Source organism: Rhodobacteraceae bacterium IMCC1335, from assembly GCA_039640495.1.
Lineage (GTDB): Bacteria > Pseudomonadota > Alphaproteobacteria > Rhodobacterales > Rhodobacteraceae > Thalassovivens.
In genome coordinates, this window is record CP046864.1 from 3,054,039 (window position 1) to 3,069,193 (window position 15,155).

The window sequence follows — 15,155 nt, forward strand, 5'->3', positions numbered from 1 at the left end:
CCTGAACGCTAACATAATACAACCGAAATTAAGCATCGCCCTAACCCAATCATGCCCCATACGCTTTGGATGAATTCGTGAATACGAATTTGACAGTGTAAATAGCCTATGAATAACGCAGGTTTAGCGCCGGTCGCAAATAAAGTTTTGCAAAAAGGCCGTCGCGTCGTTGCAATAGTCATGTAAGAAAGACGCAGCAATGCGCGCAGAGGCTCTTAAAAACGCCCAGAAACCAATTTTCAGCACAACAACGGTTTGACATATCAGTTAAGCGCCCGTATAGGCGAGGTTTATATTTTTAAAGATGCAGCTGGCATCTGGCAGATACGGAGTCATTGCGATGAAACGCACTTTTCAACCTTCTAATCTCGTGCGCAAGCGGCGTCACGGATTTCGCGCTCGCATGGCAACAAAAGCAGGCCGTAAAATTTTGAACGCGCGGCGTGCGCGCGGACGCAAAGAGCTAAGCGCTTAACCTGCCATTTTGACCGGCCTGCCCATCGATATGGGAGATTGAGATGCATGAGGAAACCGCGTCTTCATCGCAGGCCATGGCACCTTTCGTAGAACCAAAAACCGCTCATGCCGCGCCATTGGTAAAATTGCGCGAGAGGTCCGATTATCTTGCCGCGGCGAAGGCGAAGCGCGTGTCAACCACTGGGCTTGTTTTACAAGCCCGCAAGCGCGTGGAAACAAGCGCGCCGCAGACGCGCTATGGAATCACCTGTTCGAAAAAAGTGGGCAACGCAGTTGCGCGCAATCGCGCCAAACGCCGGCTGCGAGCCCTGGCGAACAGTGTGCTGCCGCACCTTGGCCGTAACGGTTGGGATTATGTATTAATTGGCCGCGCCCAAACCACAATAAACCAGCCGTTTGACATGCTGCTTGAAAACCTGCGCTTCGCTATAAAAAAGCTGCATCAGAGCGAAACCCGATGACGTTATTGGCCAAGATATTGGCGTTGCCGATAAAAGGTTATCGGTTGATTTTCTCGCCTTGGGTCGGGCGCAGTTGCCGCTTTGATCCCACCTGCAGCGCCTATGCCCTAATCGCTTTGGAACGTCATGGGGCGTTTAAAGGCAGCTGGCTGACAGTGCGTCGCATCCTGCGCTGTCACCCCTGGGGCGCGCATGGCGTTGATGATGTACCAGACGCGAAATAACTTGAGAGGTCGCAAAAATCAGTCTCCTTCTACATTTTACGTTCTAGACACGGCTTGCCCCAGCCGTTTCAAACGTCTAAAGCCCAATTATGCTTGATGAGAACAGTGATATACACCCGCTTTTCGAAGGTGCTCCGAACACCACAGAGTTCAAAAAGCTGCGCAAACGGATCATTCGCAACACCCGCGAAGCGATAGAGCAATACGGTATGGTCGAGCGCGGCGCGCGCTGGCTTATTTGCCTATCCGGAGGCAAAGACAGCTACACGCTGCTGGCTGCGCTTTATGAGTTGAAATGGCGCGGCCTTCTTCCCGTTGAATTGCTGGCCTGCAATTTGGATCAGGGGCAACCGGGGTTTCCCCAAACCGTGCTTCCCGCGTTTCTGGAAAAAATGCAGGTGCCGCATAGAATTGAATATCAGGATACTTATTCAATTGTGAAAGAGAAAGTCCCCGAGGGGCGCACATTTTGTGCGTTATGTTCGCGCTTGCGACGGGGCAATCTTTACCGTATCGCGCGCGAGGAAAATTGTAGCGCGATTGTGCTGGGTCATCACCGAGATGACATTCTGGAAACCTTTTTTATGAACCTCTTTCATGGCGGTCGCTTAGCCTCCATGCCTGCGAAGCTTTTGAACGAAGAGGGGGATCTGTTGCTATATCGCCCCCTCGCCCATGTGGCAGAAGCTGATTGCGAGAAATTTGCCAAAGCCATGCAATACCCGATTATCCCTTGTGATTTATGCGGCTCGCAAGACGGGCTTCAGCGCCAGCAAGTGAAACAGATTTTGGATAGCTGGGAGCGCAACAGCCCGGGCCGACGGCAGGTGATGTTCCGCGCCTTAATGAATGCCAGACCCTCACATTTGCTGGATCCCAACCTGTTCGATTTCGCCGGATTAACCGTTAAATAGATCGGTACTGGCCGAATAAACCCCTTTAAAATCTATCGCAGGTTGGCGGTTTGATGCCAGATGCGATAAAGCCAGCAGTGGCTGTGCGCTTCAGGCAAGCCGCATAGCGCAGCTGACCGAATGTTTCCGTTGCGCAGCAAACGCCCTTTAAACAGGTTTAATTATAGAAAATGGGGCTTAAACCCTTGACCTTTTGCCCCGTACTCTGTTGAACCCAGCAGAGGAATTTCTATCGGGAAAATATGTTATGGATGATCAGAATAAGAACCTTATATTGGCCTCAGCGCTTAGCTTTTTGGTCATTATCATCTGGTTCGTGCTCTTTCCTCCGCCCGAAGCCCCGCTGCAGCCGGAAACACCAGCCCAGAGCCAACAGACCGATACCACGGACCTGACGCTGCCAGCGGGCGATGAACCGGTACTCAATAATAGCCCAGCCAAGCTGACAACAGCAGAGACAGCGCCACGCATCGCGATTGAAACGGATCGTATGAATGGCTCGATTTCTTTGAAGGGCGGGCGCATTGATGATCTGTCATTGCTGGATTACCGGGTTCATTTAAGTGAAGGCTCACCGGATGTGACCCTGCTAAGACCCGTTGATGAGCCTGGTGCCTATTATGCGGCCTTTGGATGGGCGGGCCTGTCTGGCCTACAGCCGGGCGATACGCCGACGCCAGAAACGCTTTGGGCCGTGGACGGCAACACCACATTGCGCGTCAATGCGCCGGTCACTTTGTTCTGGAAAAGCCCCGCCGATCTGATCTTCCGCCGCATGATTTCGGTGGATGAAGACTATATGTTCACCATCCGCCAATCGGTTACGAGCCAAGCGTCACAACCGGTTCAACTGCGCCCCTATGGTTTGATCCGCCGCCATGGTGAGCCCACGGATTTGAAGAACTTTTTCATTTTGCACGAGGGGTTGGTGCGGATGTCAGATGGAGAGCTGGCAGAAGAAAGCTATGACAATTTGCGCGATTACGAAATCGACCCGCGCGAGGGCACGCATGCGGAGCGGATTGAAGTGGCGGCAAGCGGCTGGACCGGGTTTACCGATCATTTTTGGATGACCACACTGGCGCCTGCGCCCGGATTGGCGTTCCGCTCAACCGCAAAATATTTTGCATCGGCTGATATATTCCAAACCGAAGTGGTTTTGCCGCGCCAGTCATTGGCACCTGGTGCCAGCGCCGAGGTGACCACTCAATTTTTTGCGGGTGCAAAAGAATGGGATGCGATCCGCGCCTATGAAAAAGCCGGCGTAGATGGATTTCTCGACAGCATTGATTGGGGTTGGTTTTTCTTTCTGACCAAACCGATTTTTGCGGTTTTGCATTGGCTGAACGCATTGATAGGCAATATGGGATGGGCGATTATCGGGCTCACATTGCTGATAAAAGCGCTGTTATTTCCCTTGGCCTATAAATCCTACGTCTCTATGGCCAAGATGAAAGAGCTACAGCCAGAAATGGAAAAGCTGAAAGAAGCGGCTGGCAATGACCGCCAGAAACTGCAGCAAGAAATGATGGCGCTTTACAAGAAAGAAAAGGTAAATCCCGCGTCAGGCTGCTTGCCCATCCTGTTGCAAATTCCAATTTTCTTCTCGCTTTATAAGGTGATTTTCGTCACTCTTGAATTGCGCCATGCCCCTTGGATTTGGTGGATCAAGGACCTGAGCGCGCCGGATCCTTCCTCTATTTTGAACCTGTTTGGTTTGCTGCCCTTTACACCCCCCGATCCCAATTCGATATTGGCGATTATTTCTTTGGGTGTGCTACCCATCTTATTGGGTATTTCGATGTGGATTCAGCAAAAATTGAACCCGGCCCCCACCGATCCGACCCAAGCCATGATCTTTGCTTGGTTGCCTTGGGTGTTTATGTTCATGCTGGGCACGTTTGCGAGCGGGCTCGTTGTCTATTGGATCGCCAACAATACGATCACATTTACGCAACAATATCTGATCATGCGCAGTCAAGGCTATAAGCCAGATGTCTTCGGCAATGTTATCGCCAGCTTCAAGAAAAAGTCCAAACCGGGCAAAAAATAATGGCGACAGTGGCGCAAATATGGCGATACCCCATCAAGTCGCATGGGCGCGAAGCTTTGCAATCTGTGCCACTCAGCGCAGGCAAAACGCTGCCATGGGATCGCCATTGGGCGGTTGCGCATGAAAACTCGACGGCGGATGGCTCTGTCTGGGTGCCATGTCAAAACTTTAGCCGCGGGGCAAAAGCGCCATTATTGATGGCCATAAACAGCCGCTGGGACGCGGATAGGGGGCAAATGCATATGCGCCATCCCGATTTGCCCGACCTGCAGTTCAACCCTGATGATGCGGGCGATCAAAATCGGTTTTTAGAGTGGTCAGCGCCGCTTATGCCCGAAAACCGAGCCAAATCAGCGCGCTTGATCCGCGCCGCAGAATGCGGGCTTACCGACACCGATTACCCCTCGATCAGCATTGGCAATCTGTCATCGCATCGCACCGTTTCGCAAAAGCTGGGGCGTGATCTGTCTGCGCTGCGCTGGCGTACAAATATTTGGTTGGATGGTCTGGCCCCTTGGGAAGAATTTGATTGGATTGGCCGCATTATTGAAATTGGCGAAGTTCAATTTGAAATCTGCGAACGGGTTCAGCGCTGTCTGGCCACCACAGCCAATCCTGAAACAGGCCGGCGTGATGCAGATACGCTGGGTATATTGCAGACATGGGATCATCAAGATTTCTGCGTCTATGCCCGCGTGCTCAACACCGGCACGATCCATTTAAACGATAGCGCAAAAGCCCCAAACCCATGACAATGACCTTCCCTTTAGCCGAAGCACCCGACGCAGTCCTGCGCGAAAAAGGCCGCCTTTTATTCGCCCAGCCAACTGACTTTCTGAAAGGTGTTGTGGCGATAGATGGCTTGCCCGCGGATGATCGGATCGAAATTTGTTTTGCCGGCCGCTCGAATGTAGGTAAATCGACATTGATCAATGCGCTGACCGGGCGCAAAGCGTTGGCGCGCACCTCAAACACGCCCGGGCGCACCCAAGAGATCAACTTTTTCACCGCAGCTGACAGCCATTATTTGGTCGACTTGCCAGGATATGGCTATGCCAATGCGCCCTTACCGGTTGTGGAAAAATGGCAAAGATTGCTCAAAAAATATTTATCAGGACGGCGCTCTTTGCGCCGCGCCTTCGTGTTGATTGATGCGCGCCACGGAGTAAAATCGGTAGATGAAGAAATTTTAAGCCTACTCGACAGCGCCGCCGTTACCTTTCAATGCGTGCTGACCAAAGCAGATAAAATAAAAGCCCATGAGCAAGAGGCCTTGCTGCAGCAAGTGCGCGGCGCGCTGAGCAAACACCCGGCCGCCTATCCCGAGGTTATCCTCACCTCTTCAGAAAAAGGTATGGGTGTCGAAACATTGCGCGCAACAATCGCAGGGCTCATCTAAGCCACAGGTGCGCAGGCTCTTGCACCTTTTGGAACAATCTTAGAGACTGGTGCAGTACAAGGTAAATAAGATGAAAACGCAAGATATGAACCGCGATTGGATCGCCACAGCCAGAACATTATCTGAAGCCCTGCCTTATCTGCAGCGCTATGATGACGCGATCGTGGTGATCAAACTTGGCGGCCATGCCATGGGCAGCGACGCGGCAATGGAAAGCTTCGCCCGCGACGTGGTGCTGATGCAGCAAGTTGGGATTAATCCGATCATCGTGCATGGCGGCGGACCTATGATCAACACCATGCTGGATAAGTTGAACATTCAATCAGAATTTGTAAATGGCAAACGCGTCACGGATGATAAGGTCATCGAAGTGGTTGAGATGGTTTTATCGGGATCCGTAAACAAGCGCATCGTACAAGCAATCAACCAGCAAGGTGGGCGCGCCATTGGTTTGTCAGGCAAAGACAGCAATCTGATGCTCTGCACGCAGACAGACCCCGCGCTTGGGCTGGTTGGCACCCCCAGCAAGATTGATCCAAGCGTTCTGAAAACGCTTTTTGACAATGACTTGATCCCAGTGATTGCGCCGCTTGGCGCTGGCGAAAAAGGCGAAACCTATAATGTGAATGGGGATACCGCAGCCGGGGCGATCGCGGCGGCCTTGAAGGCAGATCGCCTTTTACTGCTTACAGATGTTGCGGGCGTTAAGGATGCAAACGGCAATGTTCTCACCGAACTCACCGCCGCCCAAATTCGTCAGATGACGCAGGAGGGCGTGATCGCAGGCGGCATGATTCCCAAAACAGAAACAGCGCTTGCAGCCCTGAATGGCGGCGTGCGCGCTGTTGTTATTTTAGATGGGCGCGCACAAAATGCCTGCTTGCTTGAGCTGTTTACAGAACATGGCGCGGGCTCTCTTATTCGTGACGCTCGACCTTGATAAAAGCCCCGCCGCATAGGGCTGCGCGTTGTGCAAACTCACCAGACGCTCAGGCGACCAGTGATACAAGCAGATGAATCCTACCCAAGCCTCTGAGCGCTTTTTAGAAGTCACGCAGCTGGTGGATGCAACCGGTCTGATGGTTTTAGGCGGGCTGCACCCAGACAAAACCGATCTGGCTCCCGAAGGCTGTAAAACACTGATTTTGCTTGGCCCCAGAGATCAACATTTCTGGCCTATTTTCGCCAATAGCCCAGAAAAGACAGATGGTGCACCGGACCCGCTTGACCGGTGGTCTGAACGGGTTGTGTCCGATTTGGCAAAAAAGCTGGGCGCTTGGGCCGTCTTTCCATTCGGCGGGCCGCCTTATGCTCCTTTTTATTCATGGGCTTTGCGCTGCGGAAATATCTTTAGCTCGCCCATTCGCCTGTTGGTTCATCAACAAATGGGTTTATACGTTTCTTTCCGAGGCGCGCTTGCCCTGCCATGGCATCTAGACCTACCTCAGACCAACCCTTCGCCCTGCATCGGCTGTTCTGCCCCCTGTCAAAACGCTTGCCCCGTCGAGGCTTTTAAACACCGCGCCTATGATGTTGCAGGCTGCCGCGCTCATATCAACGGGCCAGACAGTTTAAGCTGCCGTTCGACGGGCTGCGCCGCGCGCAGGGCCTGCCCTGTTAGCAAAAACGCGGCGCGCCCGCAGGCGCAATCGGCATTTCACATGAAGACCTTTGCAAATTGAGTAAGCGCCTGATTTTGATGCGTCATGCGCAATCCGATGATTTTGAACAACCCAGCGATTTTGAGCGTCCGTTAAGCGCCCGCGGGCAGCAGGACGCCGCGCATATGCGACACTGGTTCTACGCGCATGGTTGCCAACCGCAAAGCGCTTTGGTCTCAGCGTCAAAGCGTACAGCCGAAACCTATGACTTATTGCAATTAGAAAATTGCCCCGCTTTTTTCTCAAAAACTCTTTATCTTGCCCCCGCAGAAACGCTACTGAGTGCTCTGAAAAAGGCTACTGGATCCTCAGTTCTAATGATTGGGCATAATTTTGGGATTTCCGATCTGGCCAACCGTTTGCGCAAAAAGAGGTCGGACAACCCAGAATTCAAAGCCTTTCCACCCGGCGCGATCTGGATAGCTGATCTGCCGATAGAGGATTGGCGCGCACTTACCTGGGGCGCAGCCACCTCGGTCAATTTTGCAAGCCCCGAAGATGTGCGCATGAACCTGTCAAACGACCCGCGTCGCTAGCAGCCGTTAATGACCTAAAATCTGGCTTAGGAACAATTTTGTCCGGTCCGATTGCGGGTTTTCGAAAAACTCTTCAGGCTCGTTTTGTTCGACGATTTGCCCTTCATCCATGAAGATAACACGATTGGCCACTTGCCGGGCAAAGCCCATCTCATGCGTGACGCAAATCATCGTCATGCCGTCTTCGGCCAAGGCAATCATAGTATCTAACACCTCTTTGATCATTTCTGGATCAAGCGCCGATGTCGGTTCATCAAAGAGCATAATCCGCGGTTTCATGCAAAGCGATCGCGCGATGGCCACCCGCTGCTGCTGCCCGCCAGATAATTGACCCGGATATTTATCAGCCTGTTCTGGAATTTTTACCTTTTCTAGAAAATGCATTGCGGTTTCTTCCGCCTTTTTTTTGGGTGTTTTACGCACCCAAATCGGTGCAAGCGTGCAGTTTTCTAAAATCGTTAAATGTGGGAATAAGTTGAAATGCTGAAAACACATGCCCACTTCAGACCGAATTTTATCAATATTCTTAAGATCGGAAGACAACACTGTACCATCAACCGTGATCTTACCCTGCTGATGTTCCTCTAAAGCGTTTATACAGCGGATTAATGTCGATTTCCCCGACCCCGACGGGCCGCAGACCACGATCCGCTCCCCCCTGTTCACCGTTAGATTGATATCGCGCAAGACGTGAAACGCACCATACCATTTATTCATGCTTTGGATGTCGATCGCGATTTCGTCTGAGACGGTCAATTTTGCAGGTTGTGTCATAAAAGCTACCTTTTAACGGTGATCGGTTGCGAGCTGTCGCTCGAGCCATTGTGAATATTGCGAGATGCCGTAGCACACGATAAAAAACAAAACTGCCGCGAAGCCAAGCAGCTCCCAATAAATCCCATTCCACTCGGTGGAGGCAAGGATGGGGCCACGGATCATTCCGACCAAATCGAACATCGAGATAATCGAGACCAATGTAGTGTCTTTGAAAAGCCCCACGGCAACATTTACAATCCCGGGAATAGAGATCTTTAAAGCTTGTGGCAGAATAATAAGACGCATCGACTGCGCATAATCTAAGCCCAAACTGCCCGCCGCTTCATATTGCCCAGTTGGCAAAGCTGCTAACCCGCCCCGAATAACCTCGGCAATATAGGCAGCCGAAAACAGCGTGATCATAATGATGACCCGTAAGATCAGATCAAAATTGGTGCCCGGCGGCAGAAAATACGCCAAGACAACATTGGCCACAAATAACAAGGTGATCAGCGGCACGCCTCGAATAAATTCGATGAACACAACGCAAATCACCCGAATGACTGGCAAATCTGCCTGCCTGCCCAAGGCGAGCAAAATCCCCAGCGGAACCGATAAAGACACGCAAACAGTTCCCAAAATGATATTCAACATAAAGCCGCCCATATCGCGGCTCGGAACAGCTTCAAGCGCGATGAAATTGCTGAGTGGAGCGCTTAGATAACCGCCCAAATACCAACTGAGGAAGGCTGCCAATGCGGCAGCGAATAAAGCCACAGCGAATTTTTGTTTGGCCATCATTTGAAAGGTTTTATAACCAGCGATAAATCCAACCAATCCAACGACAGGTGTTACGATACTTCCCCCCCAAATCAACCAGTAGGCTAAAAATGGGTAAATCGCAGTGAACACCAGCATCTTGCGTGGAAGTTTCGAGAACAGCACAGGCGCGACAGCAACCAGCAACAGCACAAAGCTAAGACTAGGACGCCAATAGAGTTCCTTTGGATATTTGAAACCGAAAATTAATTGGTTCCAGCGTTCAGTTAATACAGAAAAGCACCCACCAGATAGACCGTCGAGAACTTCATAGCATTCCCATTGCGAAGATGTCGTCCATACTCCGTTTAAGAGCCAAGGAACAATCGCTGCAGCAATTTTATACAAAAGGTAAATTGCTAAAACTGTCATCAAAGAGTTAAAGACCGATGAAAATAAATTCTCACGCAACCATTTCACCACACCAGACTGGCTAGAAGGCGGCGGTGCCGGCGGCAAGGCTGTGTGGCGGACAAAGGCTGTAACTTGCTTGGCCATCTTATCGCCCCTTCAATTTAATCGAGTGATTATAGACATTCATGATGGCAGAAATGCCAAGCGAAATTATGAGATAGAAGGCCATTAGCAAGAGAACAGTTTCAATGGCCCGCCCCGTCTGGTTCAACGTAATACCGCCCAAAGTACCAGTAACATCCATATACCCCACGGCAATCGCCAACGATGAGTTTTTGGTCAGGTTCAAATAATTTGAAATCAACGGTGGAATAATTACGCGCAGAGCTTGCGGCAGGATCACGAGGTTCATAATCCGCCCCGGTCGCAAACCAAGCGAGGCGGCTGCTTCGCTTTGACCTTTTGACACCGCTTGAATGCCCGCTCTTACGTTTTCGGCAATAAACGCGCCGGTATAAATCGATAACGCGAACCAAAGTGATAATAAGGATCCGCGCGCCCAGATACCGCCTTTGAAATTAAACCCTTTCAATGCCGGGTATTCCAAACCAATCGGGTTTCCTAACAGAAAAAACATCGCCAGCGTTGGCACAAATAAAATAGCTAAGCTCGGCCAAAGCACGGGTAGAATAACCCCATGATCAAACAAAGTTTTGCGCGCGTATCTGCGATAAAAAAGAACCGCGATAAGCGATAGGATGAATGCAACAATTACGATCCAGCCACCATCATATAAAACCGGTTTTGGCATGTAGATCCCGCGACCGGTGAAGGCAAAGGAATCGAACAACATTGATGCTTCAGGATTTTCACCCCGAAACGCGCGCGGTTGAGGTAACACTGATAAAAAAATCGCGTTTATAATCAGGATCCAGATCAATACTGGTATATTGCGAAACACTTCCACATAAACGGCCATAGTTTTGGCAACGAGCCAATTGTTTGAGAGTCGTAAAACACCTGCGATCACGCCAAAAATAGTGGCCGTTATACATCCTAAAACAGCAACCAAAAGAGTGTTTAAAACACCAACGATTGAAGCTCGCAGATGTGTAGATTGGCTGTCATACTCGATCAAACGCTGATTAATATCATAACCCGCCGGCTCACCCAAAAAACCGTAAGAAATATCCAAACCTGCTGCAGCTAAATTCTGCAATAGGTTCCATCCCAGAAACGCCATCAAGCAAATCAGAACCATCAACGCTAGAAATTGAAAAGTATATGACCTATAACGCTTATCGTTTATCAGCATTGATAGACGAAATTCGGACACGTCCGTTTGGACAGAAAGAGACATATAGGGGGTTCCAGACTTTTTCTAAAATAACGGCGCTTATCTCGCGCAATTTTGGAAATAAATCAATAAAAAAAGGGCGCTACAAAAGCGCCCTTTCTATTTTGTAACTTAACGGAAAGGGGGTGAGTAAATCAGACCACCATCAGTCCACAAAGAATTTACACCTCTATTCAACTTAATAGGAGTGCTTTCACCAATATTACGGTCAAATGACTCGCCGTAGTTTCCGACCGCTTGAATTGCCCGCAAAGCCCATGATGCATCCAGGCCTAGGTAATCCGCCAATTTACCTTCTGTACCCAAAAGACGTTTAACTTCTGGAATGTTTGAATTGGCTGCCAAATCCGCTGCGTTAGCTGCAGTCACGCCAAACTCTTCCGCAGTGATCATCGCGTTCAAAGTCCAACGCACAATATCGCCCCATTCGTTATCACCATGGCGTACAACAGGACCTAACGGCTCTTTAGAAACGATTTCTGGCAAAACAACATGGTCATCTGGCTTTTCGAAGCTTGTCCGAGTAGCCGCCAACGCTGAACGATCTGTCGTATAAGCATCGCATGCACCAGCTAAATATTGCTGCTGTGCTTCGGCATTCGTTTCAATTGGAACTGGTTCATAAGAAATGTTGTTCAACCGGAAAAAATCCGCCAAGTTCAACTCAGTCGTTGTACCTGTTTGAATACAAATTGTTGCGCCATCCAACTCAGTAGCCGAAGAAACCCCCAGATCGGCAGAGGCCATAAAGCCTTGTCCGTCATAGTAGTTCACGCCTACAAAATCTAATCCAAGCTCAGTATCACGCTGGAAACTCCAAGTTGTGTTCCGTGACAGCATGTCAATTTCACCCGATTGAAGCGAGGTGAAACGAGTCTTGGTGGTTGTTGGTACAAACTCAACAGCAGTTGAATCACCTAAAACAGCTGCTGCGACGGCGCGGCAAACATCAACATCGAAACCAGCCCACTCACCGTTAGCGTCAGGACTTGCGAACCCAATCAAACCTGTGGAAACACCACAATTTAACTTTCCGCGTGCTTTCACGTCATCCGCTGTGCCCGCAAATACGCTGCCAGCAGACATCGCTGCTAGGGTAACTGCGCCTAAAACTAAGGATTTTTTCATCTTTACCTCTTTCTGATGGTTTTCCCAAACTGGGACTTTTGATTAGAACGGTATGTCTAACCTCACAAAATAACCTGCGCCAAAAGCTCAAGTGATTCCGCAGTGTGGCCAATTTTTTATATTATCGTCAAGCAATCTATCACCAAAACCATGATTTGAATTGGCTCAAAGCTCCATCACCCGCGAGCGCCGCCTATTTTTCAACCACAGCGTGTAAAAAAATCATACGCGGCGAGAAAATCAGATTTTTTCAGCGCGGCATGCGCGGCAGCCTCTTCATCGATTCCCCATTGTTCTTCCTGCCAAATTTCATCAATCCGGCATAATTCCCACGCCTGTTCAGGCTTAAGATGACCTTCTATAACCGCCAAAGCCGCAACCAAACTGCCCGGAAATGTCACCAGATCATGAAAAGCGGTTAACTGAAACGCTGAAAGGCCCTGCATCGGCGCTGCCAAGTTCAAAACAGACTCTGCCGCTTGCGCCAGATAGGTCACCCCCGATGTGCTGTGTAAAATTGCGCCATATGTTTGCGCTGCCCACTCTAACAATGGATCCCACGCCTCCGCTTGCCGCACATTTAGTTCGGCCGGCTGCGCCGCGCGATAGCAGAGTAAATCGGTTTCACCATAAGCCGCCAACATGTTCAAAACATCTTGGAATTGGGGCGTCACCTTATCCAAAGCGGCATTGGCGCGGCGGGTATAGGGCATGATTTCAGGGCGAACAGTTTCAACCTGCGCGCGCCATTCTGAGGCAACCGCCTCGGCCAAAGCCTGCGAGGGCAACGCCAAAAGCGTTTTTGCAGGGGTTTTAACCAAGCGGTCATCGAGCAAAACCGTATAGCCCACCTCTTGCTGCGCAATTTCAACCTGCGTCCAGAATCGTTTTTGCTGCCAATAAGCCATGATCTATGCTTTCATTATTTGAGAAATAAAGCCCGGCAACTCGGACACCGTTTGTGCAATATGCGTGCAACCAGAAAGCTGATGCGCCTTATGATAACCCCATGTCACACCAATCGCGTGCATACCTGCCGCGCGCGCCATATCTCTATCATAACTGGTATCTCCAATCATCACGGCGCGGCGCGCTTCAGTTCCGGTCTCCAATAACGCCTGATGCAACATGCTAGGATGCGGTTTTGAGGGGTGCTCATCCGCAGTTTGCGTTGTGAGGAAATAAGAATGCAAGTCGCTTGCCTCTAACAAGGCGTTCAAGCCTCTGCGCGAATTTCCCGTTGCCACCCCCAAGACAAACTGCGGATCCTGATGAAGCTGCCGCAAAAGGGGCAGGACCCCTGCATAAAAACCCGGATCTGATTGGTCTGCGCGCTGCCCGGCAAAATACTGTTTAAAGGCTTTTTCTGCCAAATCACGTTCCTCATGATCAACCTGCGGCACCAAGCGATAAAACACCTCTGGCAGCGACAGCCCGACGCAAGCCAAAACATCTTGCCGCGGCGGCATTGGGCGTCTGAGCACAGAAAAAGCGTGACCCATCGCACCAATAATATGGGCTTGGCTATCCACAAGCGTACCATCAACATCAAAAACAATCAAAAACGGCGCCAAAATCTATCCCATAAAATCTTCAAACGGATCGTCTTCAATATCATGCGTGTCCCATTGAAACGTATCCCAAGTGCGCTGCATATGTTCGCTTAACGCAGCCGTGAAACTGATTGGTTTTTTATGAACAGGGTGTTCGATCCGCAAAAAGCGCGCGTGTAGATGCAGCTTACGGCTGATATCGCCGCCCAGTTGAGCCCCCCAGCCATCGCCTAAATTGTCTTGGCTGGATCCACCATATTTTCCATCGCCAATAATGGGATGGCCGATTTCCGCCATATGCGCGCGTAATTGATGCGTGCGGCCCGTGATCGGTGCCAAAGCCACCCATGCGCCCCGTTTGGCCAAAGCACTGAGCACACTATAATCGGTTAAAGCGCGTTTCGCGCCTTCAACAGAAGCCACATCACGTGGATGAACGCAGTGCATTTTTTCGCCCGCACCTTTGGCGCCATGACCCATAGATTTCACCAATCCATATTTGATAGTGCCCGATTTAGGGGCAGGCACTCCGGCCACCGCCGCCCAGTAGATTTTACGCGTTTCACGATGCCGAAACGCTTCCGTTAGGGCGCTGGCAGCCGCGCGATGACGCGCCAGAACCAAAATGCCCGAGGTATCCTTATCTAAGCGATGCACCAAACGTGGCTTCTCATCATGACCAAAGCGCAACGCATCGGCCAGCCCATCCACGTGGCGATTTTGTTTGCTTCCCCCTTGCGTGGCCAGCCCCGGCGGCTTGTTCAACACGATGATGTGATCATCTTTATACAGAACAGCATTTTGTATCATCCGAGAATCCTGCGAGCTCACGCTGCGCGCAACCACCGCCCTCGGTTTCAAATCACTATCGGTTAGGGGAGGGATACGAATCTCTTGGCCGGCGGCGATACGCGTCGAGGCTTTGCAGCGTTTGCCGTCAACGCGCAGCTCTCCTTTTCGGCACATCTGTTCGATGCGCGCTTGGCCCAATTGCGGAAAACAATGGCGCAACCAGCGATCTAACCTTTGATCAACGCTGCCTTCCTGAACCGTTAGTTTTTGTACTCCGCTCATGACGATACCAATCGCATTGCTATAAACCCTAGAAAAACCGCCGCCAAACCGCCCAGAACGCTGGCACATATATAGGCAAAGGCAAATCCGAACCGCCCCATATCCAGCAGCTTCAGCAAATCCAGCGAAAACGCGGAAAACGTGGTGAAGCCTCCCAAAATGCCCGCCATCAAAAACAGAGGCGCGACCTCACCCAACCGACCGGCGAAATAGGCAAAGGCCAGCCCCATCAAGAATGATCCGATCACGTTCACGCTTAGCGTGCCGTAAGGAAACGCCACCGTTTGAACCAAACAAAAACGCAAAAGCGCACCAATGCCGCCGCCACAAGCCACAAGAAGATAAACCATAGCCGTGCTCATCCGCTCTGCTCGCGCCAATGTCAAGCC

General features: G+C 50.8%; 18 protein-coding genes. 10 read left to right on the forward strand and 8 right to left on the reverse strand.

What is annotated here, in order from left to right; translation table 11 throughout:
- Positions 1-340: 340 nt before the first annotated feature.
- The 10 genes from rpmH to GN241_14865 all read left to right on the forward strand — a co-directional run bounded on the left by rpmH (position 341) and on the right by GN241_14865 (position 7,725).
- Positions 341-475: a 50S ribosomal protein L34 gene (gene rpmH / locus GN241_14820; protein ID XAT58521.1), complete on the forward strand. Its 135-nt coding sequence runs from the start codon at positions 341-343 to the stop codon at positions 473-475.
- A 76-nt stretch (positions 476-551) separates the two neighbouring features.
- Positions 552-938, forward strand: coding sequence for a ribonuclease P protein component (gene rnpA / locus GN241_14825; protein XAT59305.1), 387 nt, complete (start codon positions 552-554; stop codon positions 936-938).
- Entirely contained in the window at positions 935-1,162 is a 228-nt protein-coding gene (yidD, locus tag GN241_14830; protein ID XAT58522.1) for a membrane protein insertion efficiency factor YidD, read from the forward strand. The genes rnpA and yidD overlap by 4 nt, the downstream gene beginning before the upstream one ends.
- Positions 1,163-1,251: 89 nt before the next feature.
- Entirely contained in the window at positions 1,252-2,076 is an 825-nt protein-coding gene (gene ttcA / locus GN241_14835; GenBank protein ID XAT58523.1) for a tRNA 2-thiocytidine(32) synthetase TtcA, read from the forward strand.
- 247 nt (positions 2,077-2,323) lie between these two features.
- Positions 2,324-4,129 (forward strand): membrane protein insertase YidC, encoded by a 1,806-nt coding sequence (yidC, locus tag GN241_14840; protein XAT58524.1) that lies wholly within the window; start codon positions 2,324-2,326, stop codon positions 4,127-4,129.
- Complete coding sequence (locus GN241_14845; GenBank protein XAT58525.1) at positions 4,126-4,881, forward strand: MOSC domain-containing protein; 756 nt, start codon at positions 4,126-4,128, stop codon at positions 4,879-4,881. Before yidC ends, GN241_14845 begins: the two co-directional genes overlap by 4 nt.
- Positions 4,878-5,528 (forward strand): YihA family ribosome biogenesis GTP-binding protein, encoded by a 651-nt coding sequence (locus tag GN241_14850; GenBank protein ID XAT58526.1) that lies wholly within the window; start codon positions 4,878-4,880, stop codon positions 5,526-5,528. The genes GN241_14845 and GN241_14850 overlap by 4 nt, the downstream gene beginning before the upstream one ends.
- 70 nt (positions 5,529-5,598) lie before the next feature.
- Positions 5,599-6,468 carry an acetylglutamate kinase gene (gene argB, locus GN241_14855; GenBank protein ID XAT58527.1) on the forward strand — a complete coding sequence of 290 codons (870 nt, stop codon included), beginning with the start codon at positions 5,599-5,601 and terminating at the stop codon, positions 6,466-6,468.
- 139 nt (positions 6,469-6,607) lie between these two features.
- On the forward strand, positions 6,608-7,210 hold the full coding sequence (locus GN241_14860; GenBank protein XAT59306.1) for a ferredoxin: 603 nt from the start codon (positions 6,608-6,610) through the stop codon (positions 7,208-7,210).
- Positions 7,207-7,725, forward strand: a complete 519-nt coding sequence (locus GN241_14865) for a histidine phosphatase family protein (protein ID XAT58528.1) — start codon at positions 7,207-7,209, stop codon at positions 7,723-7,725. Before GN241_14860 ends, GN241_14865 begins: the two co-directional genes overlap by 4 nt.
- Positions 7,726-7,731: 6 nt before the next feature.
- Here GN241_14865 and GN241_14870 read toward each other — a convergent pair whose 3' ends face one another.
- The 8 genes from GN241_14870 to crcB all read right to left on the reverse strand — a co-directional run bounded on the left by GN241_14870 (position 7,732) and on the right by crcB (position 15,116).
- Complete coding sequence (locus GN241_14870) at positions 7,732-8,499, reverse strand: ATP-binding cassette domain-containing protein (GenBank protein ID XAT58529.1); 768 nt, start codon at positions 8,497-8,499, stop codon at positions 7,732-7,734.
- A 12-nt stretch (positions 8,500-8,511) separates the two neighbouring features.
- The gene (locus GN241_14875; GenBank protein ID XAT58530.1) at positions 8,512-9,798 is read right to left on the reverse strand and encodes an ABC transporter permease subunit; all 1,287 of its coding nucleotides are present in this window, start codon (positions 9,796-9,798) and stop codon (positions 8,512-8,514) included.
- A gap of 1 nt (position 9,799) precedes the next feature.
- A complete protein-coding gene (locus tag GN241_14880) occupies positions 9,800-10,969 on the reverse strand; it encodes an ABC transporter permease subunit (protein XAT59307.1) in 1,170 nt (389 codons plus the stop codon).
- 153 nt (positions 10,970-11,122) lie between these two features.
- A complete protein-coding gene (locus GN241_14885) occupies positions 11,123-12,139 on the reverse strand; it encodes a transporter substrate-binding domain-containing protein (protein ID XAT58531.1) in 1,017 nt (338 codons plus the stop codon).
- 200 nt (positions 12,140-12,339) lie between these two features.
- Positions 12,340-13,047: an ATPase gene (locus GN241_14890; GenBank protein ID XAT58532.1), complete on the reverse strand. Its 708-nt coding sequence runs from the start codon at positions 13,045-13,047 to the stop codon at positions 12,340-12,342.
- A gap of 3 nt (positions 13,048-13,050) precedes the next feature.
- Positions 13,051-13,716 carry an HAD-IA family hydrolase gene (locus GN241_14895; GenBank protein XAT58533.1) on the reverse strand — a complete coding sequence of 222 codons (666 nt, stop codon included), beginning with the start codon at positions 13,714-13,716 and terminating at the stop codon, positions 13,051-13,053.
- Positions 13,717-14,766 (reverse strand): RluA family pseudouridine synthase, encoded by a 1,050-nt coding sequence (locus GN241_14900; protein ID XAT58534.1) that lies wholly within the window; start codon positions 14,764-14,766, stop codon positions 13,717-13,719.
- Positions 14,763-15,116: a fluoride efflux transporter CrcB gene (gene crcB, locus GN241_14905; GenBank protein ID XAT59308.1), complete on the reverse strand. Its 354-nt coding sequence runs from the start codon at positions 15,114-15,116 to the stop codon at positions 14,763-14,765. Before crcB ends, GN241_14900 begins: the two co-directional genes overlap by 4 nt.
- Between the last annotated feature and the right edge of the window lie 39 nt (positions 15,117-15,155).